General features: G+C 63.4%; 17 protein-coding genes. 4 read left to right on the forward strand and 13 right to left on the reverse strand.

Features of this window, described 5'->3' with window-relative positions; translation table 11 throughout:
• Positions 1 to 4: 4 nt before the first annotated feature.
• Positions 5 to 1,276, reverse strand: a complete 1,272-nt coding sequence (locus HWY05_RS05630) for an ABC transporter substrate-binding protein (RefSeq protein ID WP_176057644.1) — start codon at positions 1,274 to 1,276, stop codon at positions 5 to 7.
• A gap of 199 nt (positions 1,277 to 1,475) precedes the next feature.
• Between HWY05_RS05630 and HWY05_RS05635 the strand changes: the two genes are divergently transcribed.
• A complete protein-coding gene (locus tag HWY05_RS05635) occupies positions 1,476 to 2,189 on the forward strand; it encodes a response regulator transcription factor (RefSeq protein WP_176057645.1) in 714 nt (237 codons plus the stop codon).
• A 13-nt stretch (positions 2,190 to 2,202) separates the two neighbouring features.
• Positions 2,203 to 3,666, forward strand: coding sequence for an ATP-binding protein (locus tag HWY05_RS05640; protein WP_176057646.1), 1,464 nt, complete (start codon positions 2,203 to 2,205; stop codon positions 3,664 to 3,666).
• A 10-nt stretch (positions 3,667 to 3,676) separates the two neighbouring features.
• Here HWY05_RS05640 and HWY05_RS05645 read toward each other — a convergent pair whose 3' ends face one another.
• The 7 genes from HWY05_RS05645 to HWY05_RS05675 form a co-directional block, all read right to left on the reverse strand.
• Positions 3,677 to 4,288, reverse strand: a complete 612-nt coding sequence (locus HWY05_RS05645) for a glutathione S-transferase family protein (protein WP_176057647.1) — start codon at positions 4,286 to 4,288, stop codon at positions 3,677 to 3,679.
• A gap of 133 nt (positions 4,289 to 4,421) precedes the next feature.
• Positions 4,422 to 5,402 (reverse strand): zinc-binding dehydrogenase, encoded by a 981-nt coding sequence (locus tag HWY05_RS05650; protein WP_176057648.1) that lies wholly within the window; start codon positions 5,400 to 5,402, stop codon positions 4,422 to 4,424.
• A gap of 107 nt (positions 5,403 to 5,509) precedes the next feature.
• The gene (locus HWY05_RS05655) at positions 5,510 to 6,100 is read right to left on the reverse strand and encodes a TetR/AcrR family transcriptional regulator (protein WP_176057649.1); all 591 of its coding nucleotides are present in this window, start codon (positions 6,098 to 6,100) and stop codon (positions 5,510 to 5,512) included.
• Between the two features lie 202 nt (positions 6,101 to 6,302).
• A complete protein-coding gene (locus HWY05_RS05660) occupies positions 6,303 to 6,623 on the reverse strand; it encodes a hypothetical protein (protein WP_035559381.1) in 321 nt (106 codons plus the stop codon).
• Positions 6,624 to 6,636: 13 nt separating this feature from the next.
• Positions 6,637 to 6,834, reverse strand: a complete 198-nt coding sequence (locus HWY05_RS05665; RefSeq protein WP_035559382.1) for a hypothetical protein — start codon at positions 6,832 to 6,834, stop codon at positions 6,637 to 6,639.
• A gap of 365 nt (positions 6,835 to 7,199) precedes the next feature.
• Positions 7,200 to 9,002, reverse strand: a complete 1,803-nt coding sequence (locus HWY05_RS05670; RefSeq protein ID WP_176057650.1) for a glycoside hydrolase family 15 protein — start codon at positions 9,000 to 9,002, stop codon at positions 7,200 to 7,202.
• 104 nt (positions 9,003 to 9,106) lie between these two features.
• Positions 9,107 to 10,102, reverse strand: coding sequence for an SDR family oxidoreductase (locus HWY05_RS05675; RefSeq protein ID WP_176057651.1), 996 nt, complete (start codon positions 10,100 to 10,102; stop codon positions 9,107 to 9,109).
• A gap of 307 nt (positions 10,103 to 10,409) precedes the next feature.
• On the opposite strand from HWY05_RS05675, the gene HWY05_RS05680 reads away from it, so the two are divergent.
• A complete protein-coding gene (locus HWY05_RS05680) occupies positions 10,410 to 13,583 on the forward strand; it encodes a response regulator (protein ID WP_244146500.1) in 3,174 nt (1,057 codons plus the stop codon).
• Positions 13,584 to 13,673: 90 nt separating this feature from the next.
• Here HWY05_RS05680 and HWY05_RS05685 read toward each other — a convergent pair whose 3' ends face one another.
• From HWY05_RS05685 to coxB, 5 genes are all read right to left on the reverse strand, one after another.
• On the reverse strand, positions 13,674 to 14,993 hold the full coding sequence (locus HWY05_RS05685) for a cytochrome c (protein ID WP_176057653.1): 1,320 nt from the start codon (positions 14,991 to 14,993) through the stop codon (positions 13,674 to 13,676).
• Between the two features lie 122 nt (positions 14,994 to 15,115).
• Positions 15,116 to 15,541, reverse strand: a complete 426-nt coding sequence (locus HWY05_RS05690; protein WP_176057654.1) for a hypothetical protein — start codon at positions 15,539 to 15,541, stop codon at positions 15,116 to 15,118.
• Positions 15,526 to 16,179 (reverse strand): cytochrome c oxidase subunit 3, encoded by a 654-nt coding sequence (locus tag HWY05_RS05695; RefSeq protein WP_035559390.1) that lies wholly within the window; start codon positions 16,177 to 16,179, stop codon positions 15,526 to 15,528. Before HWY05_RS05695 ends, HWY05_RS05690 begins: the two co-directional genes overlap by 16 nt.
• Position 16,180: 1 nt before the next feature.
• Complete coding sequence (gene ctaD / locus HWY05_RS05700; protein WP_176057655.1) at positions 16,181 to 18,220, reverse strand: cytochrome c oxidase subunit I; 2,040 nt, start codon at positions 18,218 to 18,220, stop codon at positions 16,181 to 16,183.
• Positions 18,221 to 18,261: 41 nt separating this feature from the next.
• Positions 18,262 to 19,242, reverse strand: a complete 981-nt coding sequence (coxB, locus tag HWY05_RS05705) for a cytochrome c oxidase subunit II (RefSeq protein WP_051981406.1) — start codon at positions 19,240 to 19,242, stop codon at positions 18,262 to 18,264.
• 307 nt (positions 19,243 to 19,549) lie between these two features.
• On the opposite strand from coxB, the gene HWY05_RS05710 reads away from it, so the two are divergent.
• Complete coding sequence (locus tag HWY05_RS05710) at positions 19,550 to 21,382, forward strand: thiamine pyrophosphate-requiring protein (RefSeq protein ID WP_176057656.1); 1,833 nt, start codon at positions 19,550 to 19,552, stop codon at positions 21,380 to 21,382.
• Positions 21,383 to 21,388 lie beyond the last annotated feature (6 nt).

Here is a 21,388-nt window from a genome sequence, read left to right on the forward strand (position 1 = left end):
CCGGCTAGTGCGACGCGAGCGCTGCGGCGCTGCCGGTGCCGCTGCCGGCGCCGTCCACCCAGTACGCGCCGTCAGGCGGTACCGCGAGGAAGCGGCGATACAGTTCCGCTTGCGTCGCGTGCACGTCGAGGTCCTTGAACTGCTGCGGGTAGAACCACTTCGCGAACGCCTCGATCGCGACGATGTTGTACGGCGAGTCGTAGTAGTTGTGCGAGATGCCATGCACGCGGCCGTCGTGGATCGCCTTGATCGTGTCGAAGCCCGGCCGCGCGACCAGCGTCGCGAGACTGGCGCGCGCGTCCGCGTCGCTCGTCAGCGCGCCGACGCGCAACGACGCGAGGCCCGGTTTAGTGCGGCTGCCCGTCGCGATGTAGACGTCCGGACGCGCCGCGATCACCTGTTCCATGCTGATATCGCCGAGTACGCCGGGCACGAGGCCGGCGGCAATATTGCGGCCGCCCGCCGCCGTGATGAACTCGCCGAAGTTGCCGTTGCCGGCGGTGTGGCAGCAGCCCGCGTCCCACACGCCCGCGAGCAGATCGACGAACACCTTCGGCCGTTGCGCTTGCGGCACCGCGTCGACCACGCTTTGCACGCGCGCCAGATGCTGTTGATAGAACTGCGCGTACGCATCGGCTTCCTTCTCGCGATGCATCACCGCGCCGAGCAGCTTGATACTCGGCAACGTGTTTTGCAGCGGATGCAGCCGGAAATCGACGAACACCACCGTCGTGCCGGTCGCTTCGAGTTGCTTGACGAGCGCGTTATAGCGGCTCGGGCCGTGGCCGGCGAGGCTGAAGATCGCGAGGTCCGGTTTCAGGCTCAACGCCTTCTCGTCGCTGATGCTGTCTTCGGACGCTTTGCCGATTAGCGGCACCTGCTTGATGCCCGGAAATTGCTCCGCGTACGCGTTGAAGGTCTGCGGGTCCATTGCCGGCAAATCGCCTTGCCAACCGACAATGCGCGCAAGCGGTTGCTTGCCTTCGAGCAGCGCGACCGCCATCAGCAGACGGCTTTCGCCGAGCAGAATGCGATGCGGCTCGGCGGGGATGTTGACGATGCGGCCGGCCAGGTCGGTGACCGTGCCGGATGCGGCGTGCGCGATCGGCGTCGATGCGGCGGGCGCGGCCGCGAAAGCCTCGGGGCTACCGACGGCCGCAACCAATGCAATTGACGCGATCGACGTGATCCACGCGATCGACCAACCCACCGCCGCCGCAACGACGCTCAGCCGCGCAAAACGGGCGCGGCTGGAAAAGCTCCTAAAAATCGACATGATATAGTTGGTGAATGAGAATGATTGCCATTTGCCAGCCACTTTAGCGACGCAATGTAATGGCGATGTGTTGAAAAAGCGCTGTTTTGTAATGGAATGTGTTGGCGCGGTTCGAACCGCATCCGACGCCCCACGCCGACCCGCAGGGCGGCTACCATCCGCATCGGCGAATCCCGGGGCAAAGAACAAGAGTTTGACGATGGACCACATATTGATCGTCGATGACGATCCCAACATCCGCCATTTGCTGCGCGACTATCTGCGCGACATGGGCTATGACGCGAGCACCGCCGGCAGCGGCGCGGAGATGCAGCGGATCATCCATTCGTCGCAGGTGGATCTGGTCGTGCTGGATCTGATGCTCGACGGCGAAGACGGCCTCGACATCACGCGCGAACTGCGGCGCTCGCACAGTGTGCCGATCATCATTCTGAGCGCGCGCGGCGGGCTGCTCGACCGGATTCTCGGCCTTGAAATGGGCGCGGACGATTACCTGCCCAAGCCCTTCGACCCGCGTGAACTGGTCGCCAAAATCAAGGTGGTGCTCAGGCGCACACGCGCCATGCCGGTGGCGCCGCGCGCGGATGCGAGCGCTTTCGTCAGCTTCGCCGGCTGGCGTCTCGATACGCGCATGAAGCAGATGCTGTCGCCGGAGGGCGTGGTCGTGTCGCTCGGCGGCTCCGATTACCGCACACTGCGCACGCTGCTCGATCATCCGAACCGGCCGCTATCGCGCGAGTTTCTGCTCGATCAGGTGTTCGGCAAGGAACGCACCCCGCTCGACCGTTCGATCGACGTGTGCATCAGCCGCTTGCGTCAGCATCTGAAAGATGTGGCGCGGCGCGCGGAAGTGATCCGCACGGTGCGCAACGAAGGCTATATGCTGGTCGCCGATGTGGCGTATGAAGCGTGAGGCGCGCGCGTTCATGAAGCGCCTGTTGCCGCGCTCGCTGCCACGTTTGCTGCCACGCGCATTGACTCGCCTATGGCCCGACACGCTTTACGGCCGACTCGTGCTGATTCTCGTGGTCGGCATGTTCGGCGGCCAGTTGTTCACCAGCACGATCTGGTTCGAGACACACGACAACCGCACGCTCGAAATTCCCGCCCGTCTGTTCGCGAGCCGTCTCGCCGATACGGTGCGGCTCCTGCAACACGCGCCCGACGACGCCGCGCGCCGCGCGATCATCGGGCAACTCGGCGACGAGCGCTATCGGCTCAGGCAGATCGACGCGCCGGTCGCCTCGCCGGTCGAACACGCCGACGGTCAGGTCGCGCAATACATGGTGGGCAATCTGCTGTCGGGCGTGATTGCGCGGCGTCTCAAGGAACCCGTCGACGTGCGTCTGCTCGACGCCCACCTGCGCGACGAGTCCGGCCACCACTCCGGCATGCTGAGCCTGTTCAATTCACGCATGCCGACCGGCGATTTTCATGTGCAGCTCAAAGTGCCGAACGGTCCATGGCTCGACGTCGAGGCCAATGAAGGACAGGCCGGCATGCAGACCCAACCGTGGTCGCTGGTGCTCGACTATCTGCTACGGATTTACTTCGTGCGCTTCATGGCGGTGTTTCTGCTCGCGCTCGTCGCGGTGCGATTTGCCGTGCGTCCGCTGAGAGAACTCGCGAAGGCGGCCGAGGCGCTGGGCCGCAATATTTATCGTCCGCCGTTGCCGGTCAGCGGGCCGCGCGAAGTGCGCACCGCGGCGCAATCGTTCAATACGATGCAGAAGCAACTGACCGACGGCCTCGCCGCGCGCACGCGTTTTCTGACCGCCGTGTCGCACGATCTGCGCTCGCCGCTTACGCGTCTGCGCTTGCGCGCCGAAATGCTGCCCGATCCGGCATGGCGCGAGCGGCTGCGTGGCGATCTCGACGAGATGGAAGCGATGGTGCGCACGACGCTCGACGCCGTGCAGGGCGTGGAAATCACCGAAGCGCGCCACGACATCGATCTCGATTCGATGCTCGACAGCATCGCCGCGGATGCGCGCGAAGCCGGCCACGCGGCAACGGTGGAGGGCAATGCGTTACGCCCCTTCCCCGGTTATCCGCGCAACCTGAAGCGTTGTTTGCAGAACCTCGTCGACAACGCGATCCGCTACGGCGGCGAAGCGTCGATACAGGTCAGCGATATGGCGGGAGAAGTACAGATCGTGGTCGGCGATAACGGTCCCGGTATCGCCGATGAAGCCATGCTCGAACGCGTCTTCGAGCCGTATTTCAGACTCGCTGCGCAAGGTGCCACGGGAACGACAGCAACGACGGGCACCGGACTCGGGCTCACCATCGCGAGAAGTATCGCAGCCGCGCATGGCGGCACGCTTGTGCTCAGAAACCGGCCGAGCGGCGGCCTCGACGCGGTTTTGACGCTGCGGCGGGATAGCTAGCCCCAGCCTGTTACGCCCCAGCCCTTTCCATCGCGCGCTGGTACGCGGGCCGAGATTCGAAGCGGTCGACGTACGCCGTGAGATTCGGGAACGCGTCGCGTCCGCAAAATCGCAGCGCCGTCTGCGCGACGTAAGAAAGCTGGATATCCGCACCCGACAATTCGCTACCGAGCAGATAGTCGCGGCCGGCGAGTTCCTGATTCAGAAAGCCCAGGTGATTCTGCAATTCACTGCTGATCCGCGGTTGCAGCGGCGCAGCGCCGTCGCCCAGGCGCGCGGTGTAGACCTTCAGCATCAGCGGCAGCATCGCCGAGCCTTCGGCATAGTGCAGAAACTGCGAGTAACGGTCGTATTCGGGCGTGCCGTAAGCCGGGCCCAAACGACCGTTGCCATAACGGCGAATCAGATAGTCGACGATCGCGCCGGACTCGAAAATCACCGCGTCGCCGTCGCGAATCACCGGCGCCTTGCCCAGCGGATGAATCGCCATCAGTTCGGGCGGAGCGAGACGGGTGTCGGGATTGCGCTGATATTGAACGAGCTTGTAGTCGAGGCCGAGTTCTTCCAGCAGCCAGGTGATACGGCGTGAACGGGATTCGTTGAGGTGATGGACTTCGATCATGATGTGGCCCGGTGGAGTGGGAAGGTGGAAGAAAGAGTGAAGCATGCGCGCAGTTGCGAATCGCGTCGAGAATTCGCAACTGCCGTGTCGTTACGGCTAAAGCGATAGCTCAGGCTTAGACCCAAACTCAAGCTTAGGCGAAACGCAGCAACACCTTGCCCTTGCGTGCGCTCTTGCCACTCGCCTCAGCCGCCAGCGCCGCGTTCTCGACGTCGAATACCGCGTCCACCGGCAACTTCAACTCGCCGGATGCCGCCAGCCCGATCAGTTCGCCGACCATGCGCGCTTTATCCGCAGCCGAAGTGACTTCGAAAATCTTGCTGACCCAGAAGCCTTTGACCGTTGCCTGCTTGAAGATCGCATCGCCGGAACTGAGCCGCATCGGCTCGTTCGACATTGCGCCGAACGACACCAGCGTGCCGTTTTCGCCGAGCAGGCCGAAGATGTCGCCGCTCGCATCGCCGCCCACCGAGTCGACGCCCGCGACCAGCGGCGCCTCGCCGATCAACTCGCGCACACGCTTCTTCCAGCCGTCGCCGTCCGTCGACACCGCATTGCCGATGCCGATCTCGGCCAGTTCCGCCACGCCCGCTTCGCGCCGCACCAGATTCACGACATGGATACCGCGCGAATTGGCGAGCATCGCCAGCGTCTTACCGACTGCGCCGTTCGCCGTGTTCTGGATGAACCACTGGCCCGCTTCCAGATGCAGATACTCGAGCAACATCACGGCGCTCAACGGCATGGCGATCAACTGACAGCCTACTTCGTCGCTGACCGCATCCGGCAGCGGAATCACCGCAGCCGCCGGTGCCAGCACGTAATCGGCCCACGCCTCGTGAATGCCGGCCACCACCACGCGTTGACCGACCTTCACATGCGCGACGCCTTCGCCCACCGCATCGATCACGCCGGCGACTTCGGTGCCGCCCACGGCCGGCAGCGTCGGCTTGTAGCCGTACTGACCGCGAATGGTCCAGAGGTCGTGATTGTGAATCGGCGACAAGGTCGCTTTGATCCGCACCTGGCCCGCGCCCGGATTCGGCGTGGGACGCTCGGCGAGTTGCAGCACTTCGGCCGGATTGCCGAAAGCGGAATAGAGGACGCTACGCAAAGTCGATCTCCTTGAACGTGCAACGATTGAAGCTCCGCATGACCTGGAGCCGGTGCTTGTGTATGGGATAGGTCGGCGGCCTGTCGAGACCACGACACGCCGCGAAATCACAGCGCGCGCAGCACGCTTTGCGTCACCGCCATGGCTTGCGCCATCGCGCTGCCGTCTTTGCGCAGCTTGGTGACGAGCGCGGCGCCGAGCCACATGTGATAGAGCAGTTCCGCCGCCTCTTTGGCGCGGATCTCCGGCGACAGCGAGCCGTCGACCTTGCCCTCTTCGATCACGCGCGCCAGACGCATCATCAACCGATCGACGCCGTCGCGCAGCACGATACGCATCTCGTCGGACAGGTCGCCGACTTCCGCGCTCAGCTTCACCACCAGACACTTTTCGTCGCCGTCCTGGTCGAGCTGCTCCTGTTGCCACGCGGACCAGTAGCTGAGCAGCTTGTCGCGACCGTTGACACCGGGTTGGCCGAACAGCGCGTCGAGCCGCGCCGCGTAGTCCGCAACGTACTGTTGCAGCAGCTCGCTGCCGAACGCTTCCTTCGAACCGAAGTAGTGATAGAACGACCCTTTCGGGATGTCGGCCGTGGTCAGAATCTCGTTCAGACCCACGCCGACAAAACCCTTACGCGCGATCAGCGCGCGGCCGGCATCGAGGATGTGCCGACGGATGTGTGGATGGCTAGCTCTCATAGGTGACGGATTATGGCCGCAATTAGACCAGTCGTCTAGAGCGTAGAAATGGCTAGCCGCGCTAGCCTGTCCCGTCCGAGGATGAAGGGATGAGAGAGCACCACCGCCGCCTCGACGAACGCCGTGAAAAGCGCGCTGCCGGCACGGTTCCCCCACGTCATGGCGCGGTTCATAGCCCGCTTCATGGCGCTCTCCCAGGCAGTCAGGCCGGGCTGTAGATAATGCGCGCGAGTTCCTGATGCACTTCGACACTCACCGAGTATTCCGCCGACGCCTCGATGAACCGCAGCGCCACGCCGGACAACTCGTCGGACTGTTTTTCGCTCAACCGCGAGAGCGCCTCGACTCCATACGTATTCGCAATGACGTCGTGCGCCCGCTGTTCCGCGTCCGCAATGGACGCGAGCAGCGAGGGGTCGCCGGACAGCGCCGCAACGGCCTTGACCGCCGCCCATTGGGCGCGGCGTGTGGTCATGACCGTTGCGGACCGGTTGCGAAAAACGCGGGCAATGAATTTGAACATGGCCCGCCTCCGATCAAGCGACTGCGTTACCCGGCAACGTGCCCGTGTCGCGCTCGACGGTTTCTTTACCGGCCTCCAGTTTCTCCGCTTCGGCCTCGCCGATTGCACGTTGCTGTGCCATCGATGCCTGGCTCCAGGTGTGGTCCTCGGGAACCTGCGGCGTCCTGGTTGCGTTGTAGGCGGTCTTGATCAGTTTCGTGAGCTTGCTCATGATGAGGTCCCGTAGCGTGTTGTGAATCAACGTGTGTGATGATTTTTATCGGCGCTTATCTGAAACGTATGCGCTCAATCTGGGTCATGCAGTTCGGATGTTAGTGGCGTTGATATTTTTCAGGGGGACCGATTGTTTTTCTGTGTCGGTGAGCGCACTCAGGGTTTCCGCGAGACTTGAACGTCGTCGGGAACGCAGCATGGCAACTTCAAACGCTCCACTCAAGCGTGCGCTACGACTGGGTCGACCTGAAAGCGACGCCTCGGCCCGCCCCCGTGGTCGCTCGGAGTCCGGGCGACAGCGCAGGCTCGGGAACCATGGCGAAATAAAACGCGCGCCCCACAAGCCGCTCGGTTGCAACGGTATCAGGAGGACTCAGCCCTATCCGCGCGGCCATCACCGCGCCTCAATGTCGGACCGCTGAGTGCGAGCGCCGCATTGACAACGGCAAGATGGGTCAGCGCCTGCGGAAAATTACCGGCCAGATGCCGGGCCGCCACGTTGTATTCCTCGGCGAGCAAACCCAGATCGTTGGCCACCGCGAGGACGCGTTCGAACTGCTCTCGGGCCTCCTCGCCCCTGCCCTGCAGCTTCAGGCACTCGGACATCCAGCATGAACAGGCGAGAAACACGCCCTCGCCCGGCTTTCCGACTCGCGGCCTGGTTCGCCGGATCAGGCCGCCTTCGGACAGCTCGAGACCGATGGTCGCGATAGTCGATGCAATACGGCGGTCTTCGACCGGCAGGAAGCCGACGAGAGGCAGAAGTAAAACACTCGCGTCCAGTTCATGTCCGCCGTAGTACTGGGTGAAGGTGCCGAGACCCTCGTTCCAGCCCTCCCGGCAGATCTCGTCATGCACGGTTTCACGCAACACCCTGATTCTGTCCAGCATGTCGCGGTCAACCAGATTGCCGCGCTCATGACGTCCGACAAAGCGGTCGAACGCGACCCAGACCATGACCTTCGAATAGGTGTAGTGCCGCGCTTCACCACGGGATTCCCACATGCCGGCGCCCTCGGTTTGCCAGATCGTTTCGAGGTGCTCGATGAGCCGCGTTTCGACGACAAGCTCCTGATCCGAAGCAGGAACGCCGCCACGGCGCGACAGATCCAGACAATCCAGTACCTCGCCATACACATCGAGCTGGTGCTGCGTCGACGCGGCGTTGCCGATCCGCACAGGTTTGGCAAAGCGATATCCGGGCAGCGTCTCCACGGTCCATTCCGGCAGATGGCGTGCGCCGTCGACCCGATACATGATCCGCATGTTGTCCGGCGAGCCGGCTATCGCACGCAGCAGCCAGTCGCGCCAACCCTGCGCCTCTTCGTGATAGCCAGCATTCAACAACGCGGAAAGCGCAAAGCTCGCATCGCGCAACCAGCAGTAGCGGTAGTCCCAATTCATCCCGCCGCCGGGCGCTTCGGGCAGTGATGTAGTCGGCGCGGCAAGCAGACCGCCGCTTCGCTGATGAATCAATGCCTTGAGCGTAATCAGCGAGCGCCGCACCTGACGAGGCCAGCCGGTTTTGGCATTGTCGAACCGTCCGATCCAGTCGAGCCAGAAACGTCGCGTCGAAACGAGCGCCGCTTCGGCGTCGATCGACGCCGGAGGACCATCATGGCTGTTACCGTAGCTCATGACGAAAGCAATCCGATGGCCCGCGGACACGGAGAAATCAGCATCAATCGATGCCGCTTTTGCAACCAGCGGTACCGGCGCACGCAAGATAACCAGATTGGGGCCGACCTTGGCAACCATGTCGCCGTCATCCACGACGCTCCACGGCGACAATGCGCCGTAGTCGAAGCGAAGGCGCACGCAACTGTGCATCGCGACCTTTCCTCGCAGCCCGACCACGATGCGCACGACCGACGAAAAGGTCTTTCGAACCGGCATGAAATCGATGATTCGCACCTCGCCGTCCGCCGTCTGCCAATCTGTTTCCATGACAAGCGTATCGTCTTCGTAGCGTCGGGCGCGGCCGGTGATCGCGCCTGCGGGCGCAAGCGACCAATGCCCGTGTTCGTCTGTTCCGAGCAAGGCTGCGAAACAGGCGTCATCGTCGAACCGTGGCCAGCACAACCAATCGATGGATCCGTCCTTCGCCAGCAGAGCCGCCGTCTCTCCGTCGCCCAGCAGCGCATAGTCTTCAATCAGCTTGCTCACGATCATCCGCCTTGTACCGCGCCGCTCGCCCGACCGGCGCTGAAGCAAAAATTGCCATCGCAACGAGACCGTTCCCTGTCATCGATGCATAAAAGAGCGAAGCGTTACGCGCCTTTCTTCTTCCTGACGAACAGACCCACGCCGGCCAGGCCGATTCCGACCAGCACCCAGAACGCGTTGCGATGGCGGTTCGTGAACATTTCCCAGCTACCCGATCGTGACCGGCTGCCAAACCGTCCGTGTGCACCGTAATCGCCCGGAACCGGCTCGAACAGATTGCCGGGCGAGTCTGCCCCGAGTGGTTCGTCGGTCAGTTGACCTTCGTAGCCGGCGCTTGCCAGATACCTGTCTATCAGACCCGGAGCGACGCGGTTGGCAAGGATGGCCTTGACGGTGGGAAAGCCGACCCAGACTTGCCGTCGCCTATGCGTTGCGGCAAAGAAAATGGCCCGTGCGGCCACTTCGGGTTCGTAGATCGGCGCCACCGGTTGTGCTTTCCTGCCCATCTTGTTTAGGGCCCAGTCGAATTGGGGCGTGTTGAGCGCGGGGAGATCCACCATGGTCAAATGAACGTCCAACCGGTCGTGGATGATCTCGGAGCGCAGCGCGTCGGTAAAACCCCGCACGGCGAACTTGGCCCCGCAGTAGATCGACTGAAGCGGCACCGACCGGTAGCCGAGCGCCGAGCCGACATTGACGATCGTGCCGCGGTTGCGCGTGCGCATCCGTGCGAGCGCCGCCATCGTGCCATGCACCTGCCCGAGATAAGTCACCCTGGTGCCGCGCTCGAATTCGCGCGCGGTGAGTTTCGACACCGGCGCGAATACCGTCGCCATGGCCACGTTGACCCAGACAACGATCGGTCCGAGCTCCCGTTCAACGCGTGACGCCGCCGCTTCCACGGCATCGGCGTCCGCGACGTCGGTCGGAATAGCGAGGGCGCGCACGCCGTAGTTCGCCTCGAGATCCGCAGCCGCGCGGTGGACCCGTGTGGGGTCGCGCGACAGTAACGCGACGTCGTATCCGTGTCTCGCGAACTCATCGACCGTGGACCGCCCCACTCCGGCACCGGCTCCCGTCACCACGACAACCTTGGCCATAGCGTAGTCCCCGTTTATCGCCCGAATGCGGCCGACCGGAGCGTCGGAAATTCGGGCGTTCAAGAAAGATATTGTCCAGCGACCTGGCGAGCAGTTTCTGTTCCCGAGGAAACTGGCGGCGCTTGAATCACGTACGGTTACGCCGCCGACAACCGGGCGCCAATGCGTGGTCCCGTGAATTACAATGCGCGGGCCACTCGGTAGCCCGGTCGTCAGGCCGGACTGCCTGCCGCGAAGAACGGCGCTGTATCGACCACCCGCTGACGCACTGCAGCGAGACCATGCGACTAGTCTGGGTACACCCAATATGCTGACCTACAACAAAACCACAGCGATATACGGGGCAATTGCCGCGCTGACCATCACGATTTTTGTGCTCGATTGCCTGACGCCGCTCGGCGTTGCCGTCTGGATTCTCTACCTTGCCCCGGTGGCCCTGTGCCTATTCGTCAGGGACGCGGCCGCCCCGCTGTTATCCGCGCTGGTGTCCACGCTGTTCATTGCGGGCGGCTTCTTTCTTTCCAGCGGTACGCCGACGATCAGCGTAGCCGTCGTCGTGATGAATCGCGCGTTCGCCATCCTTACCATCTGGAGCGTGGGCGCCATGGCTTTCATGTACGTGCGTTCGCGTAGCAGACTCGAAAGCCTGACCCGATTCCAGCATGCCCAGGTGCAGGTCGCCACGCAGATTCGCGGCGCAACCACCCCCTCGGCTTTGGGCGCGTCGGTCTTGCGTGTTCTGACGACGCTGGCCGACGCCCAGGTCGGCGCGATCTACGTCCGCGACGAAGACATCTTGCGTCGCATCGCCACCTGGGCCCTGCCGGATCCCGACGCCGCGCCGGCGACCATTGCGCTCGGCGCCGGACTGATCGGCCAGGCCGCGCAGGAAGGACGAACCCTCAGAATCGCGGATGCGCCCGCAGGCTACCTGCATATCGGCTCCGCACTCGGCGACGGGCATCCGTCGCAGATATTCGTTACGCCGCTGACCGCCGACGGCGTGGTGGTCGGCGCGCTCGAACTCGGTTTCGCCTCGGGCCAACGGCCGCTCGACGACATTGAACAGGTGGTGGAAGGCGTGGCCGAGAGCATCGGGATGGCGCTTCGCTCGGCAAACTATCGTGCCCGCCTCGAAAATCTGCTGGAGGAGACGCAGCGCCAAAGCGAACAGTTGCAGGTGCAACAGGAAGAACTGCGGGTCACGAACGAGGAACTGCAGGAACAGAGCCGCGCGTTGATGGACTCTCAGGCCAGCCTCGAAACGCAGCACACCGACCTCGAACAGAAAAATGTGCTGCTCGAAGGCTATGCCCACCGTCTGGAAGCACAAAAAACGGAACTTCTGATCGCGCAGGAGGCGCAGGAGGTCAATGCAAAACGCCTCGAAGACGCCAGTCGCTACAAGTCCGAATTCCTGGCCAATATGTCGCACGAACTGCGCACGCCGCTCAATAGTTCACTGATCCTTGCGCAACTATTGGAGCGCAATAAAGACGGCAACCTGACCTCGGAACAGGTGCGCTACGCCGCGACGATCCATGCGTCGAATAACACGCTGCTCGTTCTGATCAACGACATTCTCGATCTGTCGAAAGTCGAAGCCGGACAGATCGCGATCGAATGCGAACCGGTCACGATCGATGCATTGGTGCTGTCACTACAGCAGACCTTCGCGCCGATTGCGCAGGAGAAAGGCCTCGATTTTCGCATTCATCGAACAGCAGATGTGCCCGATGTCGTGATCACCGATAACCAGCGCGTCGAGCAGATTCTGCGAAACCTGCTGGCGAACGCGATGAAGTTTACCGAGGCCGGAGAAGTCCGCCTCACGGTTGAGCGCGTCGACGCCGAGACGCTCCGCTTCGACATCCATGACTCAGGAATCGGCATCGCCGCCGATAAGCTCGACCTTATCTTCGAAGCGTTTCAGCAGGCCGACGGCACCACCAGCCGTCGATTCGGCGGTAGCGGGCTGGGCCTGTCGATTTCGCGCGAGTTCTCCCGCCTGCTGGGTGGCAGGATCAGCGTCGCGAGCGAGCAAGGCGTCGGCAGCGTGTTCAGCCTCACGTTGCCAATTTGCTTCACGCCCGCGGCGCGACCGGCCGCGCCGGCCGATGCGACGCTGTCCGCGCCGTCTGCGAGCGCGCCATCTGCCGCGGCAAAAGTGGGACTGTCGGGCACCGCACCGCGCTTGCAGGTTTCCCTGCCGGCCGGACAGAACCTGGTCGAACTGCCGGAATCGCCGAGCGCTTCAGTGCCCGCCGATTCGATTCCCGATGATCGGAACTTACGGCAGCGTGGCGGACGCCTTATCCTGGCGATCGAAGACGACACCGCTTTCGCGGCCATTTTGCGCGACCTCGCACACGATCTGAATTTCGACTTCGTCCATGCAACGAATGCCACGAGCGGGCTCTCACTCGCACGCGAGACGCAACCCGCCGGCATCCTGCTGGATATCGGCTTGCCGGACCGCTCAGGACTCACGGTGCTCGAATGGCTCAAGCAGGATCCGCTCACCCGCCATTTGCCGATCCATATCGTATCCGCGACCGACCACGCCGAGCGGGCCAGGTTCCTTGGCGCGGTCGGCTATACGTTGAAACCCACCGCACGGGAAGCGCTCGAGGCAGCGATCCTGCGCCTCGAAACCCGGCTCGAACAACAGATGCGCCGCGTGCTCGTGGTCGAAGACGATCCCGTGATGAGCGAGAGCATTCGCGCCCTGCTGGAAACGGGTAAGACGGAGATCGTCCTGTCCTCCACGCTGGGCAATGCGCTCGCGCAGATGGAAACGAACCGCTTCGACTGCATCGTGACGGATCTCGCGCTGCCGGACGGCACCGGCTACGATCTGCTAGAGCGACTCGCGGCCAACCTGTCCTGGGCGACGGTACCCGTCATCGTCTACACCGGGCGCGTGCTGTCCGACGACGAAGAGCAAAGGCTGCGGCGCTATTCGAAGTCGATCATCATCAAGGGCGCAAGATCTCCCGAGCGTCTGCTCGACGAAGTGACGTTATTCCTGCACAGCGTCGAATCCTCGTTACCGCCCGAGCAGCAAAGAATGCTCCGCGCGGTGCGGCAGCGCGATCGTGAATTCGAAGGGCGAACCATCCTGCTGGCCGAAGACGACGTGCGCAATATCTTCGCGCTTTCGCACGTCATCGAACCGCTCGGCGCGACCCTCAGAATCGCGCGCAATGGCCTTGAGGCGCTGCAGACACTGGAACGCGAACCCGACATCGACCTCGTTCTGATGGACGTCATGATGCCGGAAATGGATGGGCTTAGCGCCACCCGGGAAATTCGCCGCAGCGAACGGTTCGGACGGGTTCCGGTGATCGCACTGACGGCCAAAGCCATGGCCGACGATCGTCAGCGCTGTCTCGAGGCTGGGGCGGACGACTACATTTCCAAACCAGTCGACGTCGAGAAAATGATTGCACTGTGCAGAGTGTGGTTGCAACAACGGTAGAGGATCGACGCAGCCGCGAGTTCGGCGAACCCGCACGGCAATCGGCGCGGGGCCAACGCCGGCGAGACCGTACCGTGCGCGGAGCCCGCACTATTTGTGCAAGGCGCTGCGCACGCTCGACACGTCGTGCGTCGTCACCGGCGCCGCCGCATTGCCCCACGTATTGCGGATAAACGTCAGCACGTGAGCCATTTCGTCGTCGTCGAGCTTGCCGGCGAACGAAGACATCTTGCGCGACTCGGGTCCGTCCCTGGTATGCGGACTGCCGCCGCCTTCGACTAGCAGCCGCACGAGCGAAGCAGAGGAAGCCGATAGCACCGCCGGATTGCCCGCCAGCCGCGGATATTTCTGCGCTACACCCGCCCCGTCCGACTGATGGCAGCGCGCGCAGTAAGTCGCGTAGATGCCCGCGCCGGGATGCTCGACGTCGCCGGTTTTCAATGCCTGCGCGCTCAACAGCGCCGCGCGCGAACGCCCATTGAACAGGCCGCTTTGCGCGCGCGGCGGAAGGCTCTTCAGATACGCGGCGATGGCCGCGAGGTCCGCGTCGCTCATGTATTGCGTGCTGTCCTCCACGACCTGCACCATGCTGCCGAAGGTGATCAGTCCGCCGCCGTGGCCCTGTTTCAGGAACGCGGCAATGTCGGCCGGCGCGCTTCGGCCGAGACCCGAGCCGGGGTCGGCGGTAAGGTTCGGCGCGAACCAGTGGTCGTTGGTGCCGCCCGTCAGATAGACCGTGCTGGACTCGGTATAGCCGCGCTCTTCATAAGCCGGTCCTCTCGGTGTGTGACAGGCACCGCAATGACCCAGCGATTGCACGAGATACGCACCGCGATTCCATTGCGCGTCCCGTCCCGTTTCGGGCTTGAACGGACCACTCGGAACGAAGGCCCAGTCCCAGAACATGAGGGCCCAGCGCTGGCTGAACGGGAACGGCAATCTGGTTTCGGGCGCGGCGACCGCGACCGGTTGTACGCCATGCATGAAGTAGGCGTACAGCGCGTGCAGGTCCTCGTCCGAGATTTTTGCAAACGACGGGTAAGGCATCGCCGGATACAAACGCTTGCCGCCAGGCGCGACGCCTTCGCGCAATGCCCGTGCGAAGTCGTCGTAGGTGTACGCGCCGATGCCCATGTGCGGGTCGGGCGTGATGTTCGACGAGTAGATCGTGCCGAACGGCGACGCCATGCCGAGGCCACCGGCGAATGACGGTGAAAGTATTGGAGCGGCGCCCGGTTCGGTAACGCGTGGCGCGGCCGTATGACAGCCGGCGCAGTCGGCAGCTTTGGCGAGGTAAGCGCCGCGCGCGACCTCAGCGGCATCGGCGGGGTTGCTGTTTGCCGTGCTGTTCGCTGTGCCACTTGTGGCGACGGCCATGGCCCACACAGCCGGCGGGTTCGGCGGGTTCATCGCTTCGCCCCACATAACGCCTGACGCAAGCATTATCGCCACACCAGGCGCCGCACGCGTCAGCCGTCGCCCATGCAACCAAGCCAATAAAGAAGCCATAAAATCGCGGAGCGTACGCATCGTCACCACCACCTGCACGGCGACACAATCGCCAACGCGACATCGGTCGCGACCAGTGCAAACAGGAACAACACGCTGCACATTGCCGCGACACGGCTCAGGAACCCCGCCAGTTCAGCACGCGTTCGGGGCGCGCCACTCAAAGCGCCCACCTGTTTCGATCCGATCCGCCGAAGATTGCGCCACGCGATCACGCTGCCCAATCCGCCCACGACAAAACACAGCGCACTGATCACGACGAGCGCTGGACGCATCCACGGAACAACCGGCGCGGACAGGGGTTGGTTGAACGGATAGCAGCTCTGCGCGGCCAGCGTTTCCGCCATCACCATCTGCAGCAGCCACGCAAGCGGCGGCAGGACCAGACCCGGCAGCACGTATCGCAACGGCGGAAACGGCGCGTCGCGCGGAGTCAACTCCTCGGCCATGACCCCTCCTGAAACAGGTAAGGCGTCAGATACAGCGTGCTGAAAATAAACAGCCACACGACGTCGACGAAATGCCAGTACAGCCCGCCGATCGTCAACGCCGCACAGCGTTTTTCGTCGAAGTAGCCGAGCGCGGTCCACAACAGCAGGAGTAACAGCACGACGATTCCCACCAGCACGTGCGCCATATGGAATCCGGTGATGGTGAAGTACAGCGAACCATAGAGATGTGTGGTCAGGCCGTACGGATGATCGTGCCATTCCAGCAACTGGATGCCGATAAACACGCAACCCAGCACGACACCCGTCCCCATCGACGCCACCGCCCAGCGCAGCCGCCTGCGGCGCACGAGCCGCTCGCACAACCAGACGAACACGCTACTCGACAGAAGAATGACGGTATTCGCCACGCCGAGTCCCAGCTTCGGAAGCCCTTCAGGCGGCCAGCGCTGCGGATTTTGCGAGGCCAGATACAGGTACGAAAAGATCAGATAGCCGAACAGCGCACCTTCAGTGACGATCAGCGTAAGACACCCCCACCATCCGCCCGAGCGCTCGCCCGCGCTGCCCACGGGCAATTCGTACGTGGGCTCCACAGGTTCGGATGACGGCTGATTCAGATCGATGGCGTCGCTCATCTCAGCCTCCCGCATCGTGGACCAAGGCCGGCTCGCGCTGGAGCAACGGACGTTCGGGCCATAACCAGACGATGATCGACGCCGCGCAGCCGGCCAGCATCGCGCCCGCAAAAATCCACGCCGCCAGCGCGAGCCCGGCGAACACGAGCGTGGCGAAGACCGCGAGCCAGAACGGCGCGTACGAATCGCCGGGCATCTTGAGGATCACATCCGGACTGGCATCGAGCGCGGTGGTGCCGAGCGCTTCGCGGCCTTGCGCGAGCAGATAGCCTTCGTCGAGCTGCGAGTGCACATGGACCGTCTCGCCCGGCTCGTCGATCCGGCCTTCCCACAACGGATGACGACTCGCGAGCGTCGGCACCACCGCAAAGTTGTACGGCGGCGGCGGTGAGCTGACCGACCATTCGAGCGTGGGCGCGTCCCACGGATTGTCGCCGGCCGGCTTGCCGTTCTTCAGGCTCACCAGCAGGTCGATCAGAAAGATCAGCACGCCCGCTGCGAACAGGAAAGAACCCAGCGACGTGACGAGATTCACCGTATTCCAGCCCATGTCGGCGGGATAGGTGTAGATGCGCCGCGGCATGCCAAGCAGACCGGCGATATGCATCGGAAAAAACGCGATATTGAAGCCCGCGAACAACACCCAGAACGCGAGCTTGCCGATGCGTTCGCTCATCATCTTGCCGGTGAATTTCGGAAACCAGAAGTAGATGCCGCCAATCACGGGAAACACGTTGATGCCGAGCAGCACGTAATGCAGATGCGCGACCACGAAATAGGTATCGGTGAGTTGCCAGTCGAGCGGCACGGCCGCCGTCATCACACCGGACACGCCGCCTATCACGAACAGCAGCACGAAGCCCGCGAAGAACAGGAACGGCACGCGAAACACCGGCCGCCCGGTCCAGATCGTCGCGATCCAGGCGAAGGTGGCGACCGCGCTGGGGATCGCGATCACCATGCTGGCGGCGCCGAAAAACGACAGCGCGAGCGCCGGAATCCCGGTCGCGAACATATGGTGAATCCACACGACGAAGCCGACCACCATCGTCGCGACCGTGGAGAGCGCCACCGGTCCGTAGCCGACCAGCGGACGCCGGCAGAACACCGGCAGCGCGTCGGAGACGATGCCCATGGCCGGCAGCACCACCGCGTACACCCACGGATGCGCGAAGATCCAGAACAGATGCTGCCAGAGCAGCGGACGGCCGCCGTTGAGCACGTCGAAAAAGTGCGTGCCGATGCGCCGGTCCATCCACAACATGAAGAACGCGAGGCTCACCGAGGGCACCGCCAGCAGGTTGCCGCCCGATGCGGTCAAGGTACCCCACACCAGCACCGGCATCCGGTCGAGCGACATGCCCGGCGCACGCATGCGCAGCAAGGTCACGACGAAGTTCATCGAGCCGACCGTCGTCGAGATGCCAAGCAGCACCATGCCGAGCGCGTAGATGTCGATATTCGGCCCGGTGCTGTATTCGAGGCCGGAAAGCGGCGCGTAATTGAACCAGCCGGCGTCCGGCGCCTGTCCCGCCGGAAAACTCGCGTATAGAAAAATACCCGCGAACAGAAACAGCCAGTACGACAGCGCGTTCAGGCGCGGAAACGCCATGTCGCGCGCGCCGAGCACCAGCGGCCACAGATAGTTCGAGAAACCGGAGAGCACCGGCAACGCGTACAGGAAGATCATCGTCACGCCGTGCATCGTGAAGAGCTGGTTGTATTGCTCGGGCGTGAGGACGGTGGCGTTGGGGCGCGCGAGCTGGATGCGCATGAGCAGCGCTTCGACCCCGCCCATCAACAGGAAGATGAAAGCGGTGACGAGATAGCGCAAGCCGATGGTTTTATGATCGACCGTCGAGAGCCAGCCGCGCCAGCCGGGCGGCGCTTCCCAGATCTCGCGCAGGCGCTTTTCCTCCGCGCTGCCGGGCAGCACCCGGCCACGCTGCGGCAGCCGCGTGAGCGGCAAGCCGGCCACGGCGCAAGGCGGTGTGCGCGGCGATTCGCCAGGCGTCGAAGCAGTCGCAGGATGATCGGCCATCGAAAGGTGCTCCGTGATTTCAGCGGGTTTTCAACGGGGTTTCAATGCAGCGTCGCCAGATAGGCCGACAGCGCGGCGGCATCGCCGCTCGTCAGCGCGATATCGGGCATCAACGCTTCAGGCTTGATCTGCTGCGCGTGCTCGATCCAGTCGAGCAGATGCGCCGGTGTGTTGGTGAGCGTGCCCGCCGCGATCGTGCGGCGCGAGCCGAGATGGGTGAGATCGGGCGCTTGCAGGCCATTGGCCTCGGTGCCGCGAATCGTGTGGCAACCGGCGCAGCGTTCGGCGAACAGATGCTGGCCCGCCACGGCGGCTGCATCGCCGACGGATGCCGCCGCCTGGCCTTGCGCGTCGCGCCACGCGTTGAAATCCGCCGGGGGTTGCGCGACCACTTCCAGCGCCATATGCGCATGCTGCGCGCCGCAGAATTGCGAGCATTGCCCACGATAAAGGCCCGCCCGATCCGCCTGAAGCCACTGCTCGTTGGTTTGTCCGGGGATGGTCTGGGTTTTCCCCGCCAGTTGCGGAACCCAGAACGCGTGCACGACGTCCGCGCTGTTCAGTTGCACCTTGACCGGCTCGCCGACCGGAATATGGATTTCGTTCGCCGTGCTGAAGTTGCGGGCCGGGTTGGGGTCGTCGGCGTAATCGACTTTCCACCACCAGTCGTAGGCGGTGACGGTAATGGTGAGTTGCGGATGACTGGCGGGCGAAGCCACCGACTCGAGCGTCACGAGGATATAGACCAGCATCGCCAGCAGCGCCGCCGCAGACAGACCTGTGCCGACGTAGATCCAGCGCATGCCGCCGGCTTCGGCATTGAGCGTCCCCATCTGAGCCGCCGGACGCTTGCGCAGGATCGCCCCGGCCAGCAGTGCGGCAATGATGAGGGTCACCAGGACCGCGATCGCGGTCATTACCCAGCCGAGATGCATGGTGGGACCGGCCGCCGGCCCCGCCGCATGCAGAAAGTAATTGAGCGGCGCCCCCGCCTCCGCATGCACCGTCATCGGCATCAACATCGACGCAAGCGCCGCCAGAAAGAAAATCTGTCCGTGACCGGCGTGCAGATCCCGTGATTCGGTCGTCTTGCTTGCGGACACTGTGGGCTCCCGTGGCATGGCCTGCCATAGCGGCACGTCCCACTCAGGCGAGCTTGCGGGACGTGGATCGACAATGCTGGAGCAAAAAATGGACCTCGCCTGCCGCCTGGTTTAGCGGTGCATGTTCACCTCTGCGAAGAGGCCGAAACATTACCTTCTGAAAGAACGCGGAACGACGCTTGCGGCAAACGACTGGAATCCGTGTTTTCTTCTTCAGGAGTAGTCCATGTCTCAAACCGTCGGCGACTTCATCATCGAGCGACTGCATGCCTGGGGTGTGCGCCGCATTTATGGCTATCCGGGCGATGGCATCAACGGCGTCTTTGGCGCGCTAAACCGGGCTCAATCCGACGCCAAAAAATCGAAATCCGGCAATCCCATCCAGCCGATCGAGTTCATCCAGGTTCGCCACGAGGAGATGGCCGCCTTCATGGCTTCCGCGCACGCGAAGTTCACCGGCGAGCTCGGCGTGTGCATCGCCACCTCGGGCCCCGGCGCGTCGCATCTGATCACGGGTCTTTACGACGCGCGAATGGATCACATGCCGGTGCTCGCCATCGCGGGTCAGCAAGCGCGGGCGGCGCTGGGCGGTCACTACCAGCAGGAACTCGATCTCGTCTCGCTGTTCAAGGACGTCGCCGGCGCCTTCGTCGAACAGGCTTCGGTGCCCGCCCAGGTGCGCCATCTCGTCGATCGTGCCGTGCGCACCGCGTTAGCCGAGCGCAAGGTGACGGCCATCATCCTGCCGAACGATCTGCAGGATCTGCCTTACGAAGCCCCCGGCCGCAAACACGGCACGCTCCATTCGGGCGTCGGCTATCGCGCCCCGCGCCTCATGCCCTACCCCGACGATCTCAAGCAGGCCGCCGACGTGCTCAACGCCGGCAAGAAGGTCGCGATCCTCGTCGGCGCGGGCGCGCTGCACGCAACCGACGAAGTCATCGCCGTCGCCGAAAAACTGGGCGCGGGTGTCGCCAAGGCGTTGCTCGGCAAAGCCGTGCTACCCGACGACCTGCCGTGGGTGACGGGCTCGATCGGCTTGCTCGGCACCAAGCCGAGCTATGAGCTCATGATGGAATGCGACACGCTACTGATGATCGGCTCGGGCTTTCCGTACTCGGAATTTCTGCCGAAAGAAGGCGCGGCGCGCGGCGTGCAGATCGACCTGAAGGCCGACATGCTGAGTCTGCGTTATCCGATGGAAGTGAACCTCGTCGGCGATAGCGTTGAAACATTGCGTGCCCTGCTGCCGCTGCTCGAACAGAAGACGGATCGCGCGTGGCGCAAGAAGATTGAAGGCTGGACCGAGGACTGGTGGAAAACGCTCGACAAGCGCGCGCACGAAGCGGGCAAAGACGCGGTGAATCCGCAGCGTACCGTCTGGGAACTGTCCAAACGCATTCCGGCTAACGCGATCGTTACGAGCGATTCGGGTTCCTGCGCGAACTGGTATGCGCGCGACCTGAAGGTTCAGCGCGGCATGATGTGCTCGCTGTCGGGCGGCCTGGCGTCGATGGGCGCGGCCGTTCCCTATGCGATCGCCGCCAAATTCGCGTTCTCCGAACGGCCGGTGATCGCGCTGGTCGGCGACGGCGCCATGCAGATGAACAACATGGCCGAACTGATCACCGTATCGAAGTACTGGAAAGACTGGGCCGATCCGCGCTGGATCTGCATGGTGCTCAACAACAGCGACCTGAACCAGGTCACGTGGGAACAGCGAGCGATGGAAGGCGACCCCAAGTTCGAGGCGTCGCAGGATATTCCGTCCGTGCCGTATCACAAGTTCGCGGAGTTGATCGGCCTGAAAGGCATCTATGTGGACAACGACGCGCAGATGGGTGCCGCGTGGGACGAGGCGCTGGCATCCGACCGGCCGGTCGTGATCGAAGTGAAGGCCGATCCGAACATCGCGCCGTTGCCGCCGCATATCACGCTCGCCCAAGCCAAGGCGTTCGCGTCGACCTTGATGAAGGGCGATCCGAACGAAGGCAACGTGATCGTCGAAACGGCCAAGCAGGTGCTTGGCGCGGTGCTCCCCGGTCATCACGACAAGTAAGCGTGA

Source organism: Paraburkholderia sp. BCC1876 (assembly GCF_902833695.1).
Taxonomy (GTDB): Bacteria; Pseudomonadota; Gammaproteobacteria; order Burkholderiales; family Burkholderiaceae; genus Paraburkholderia.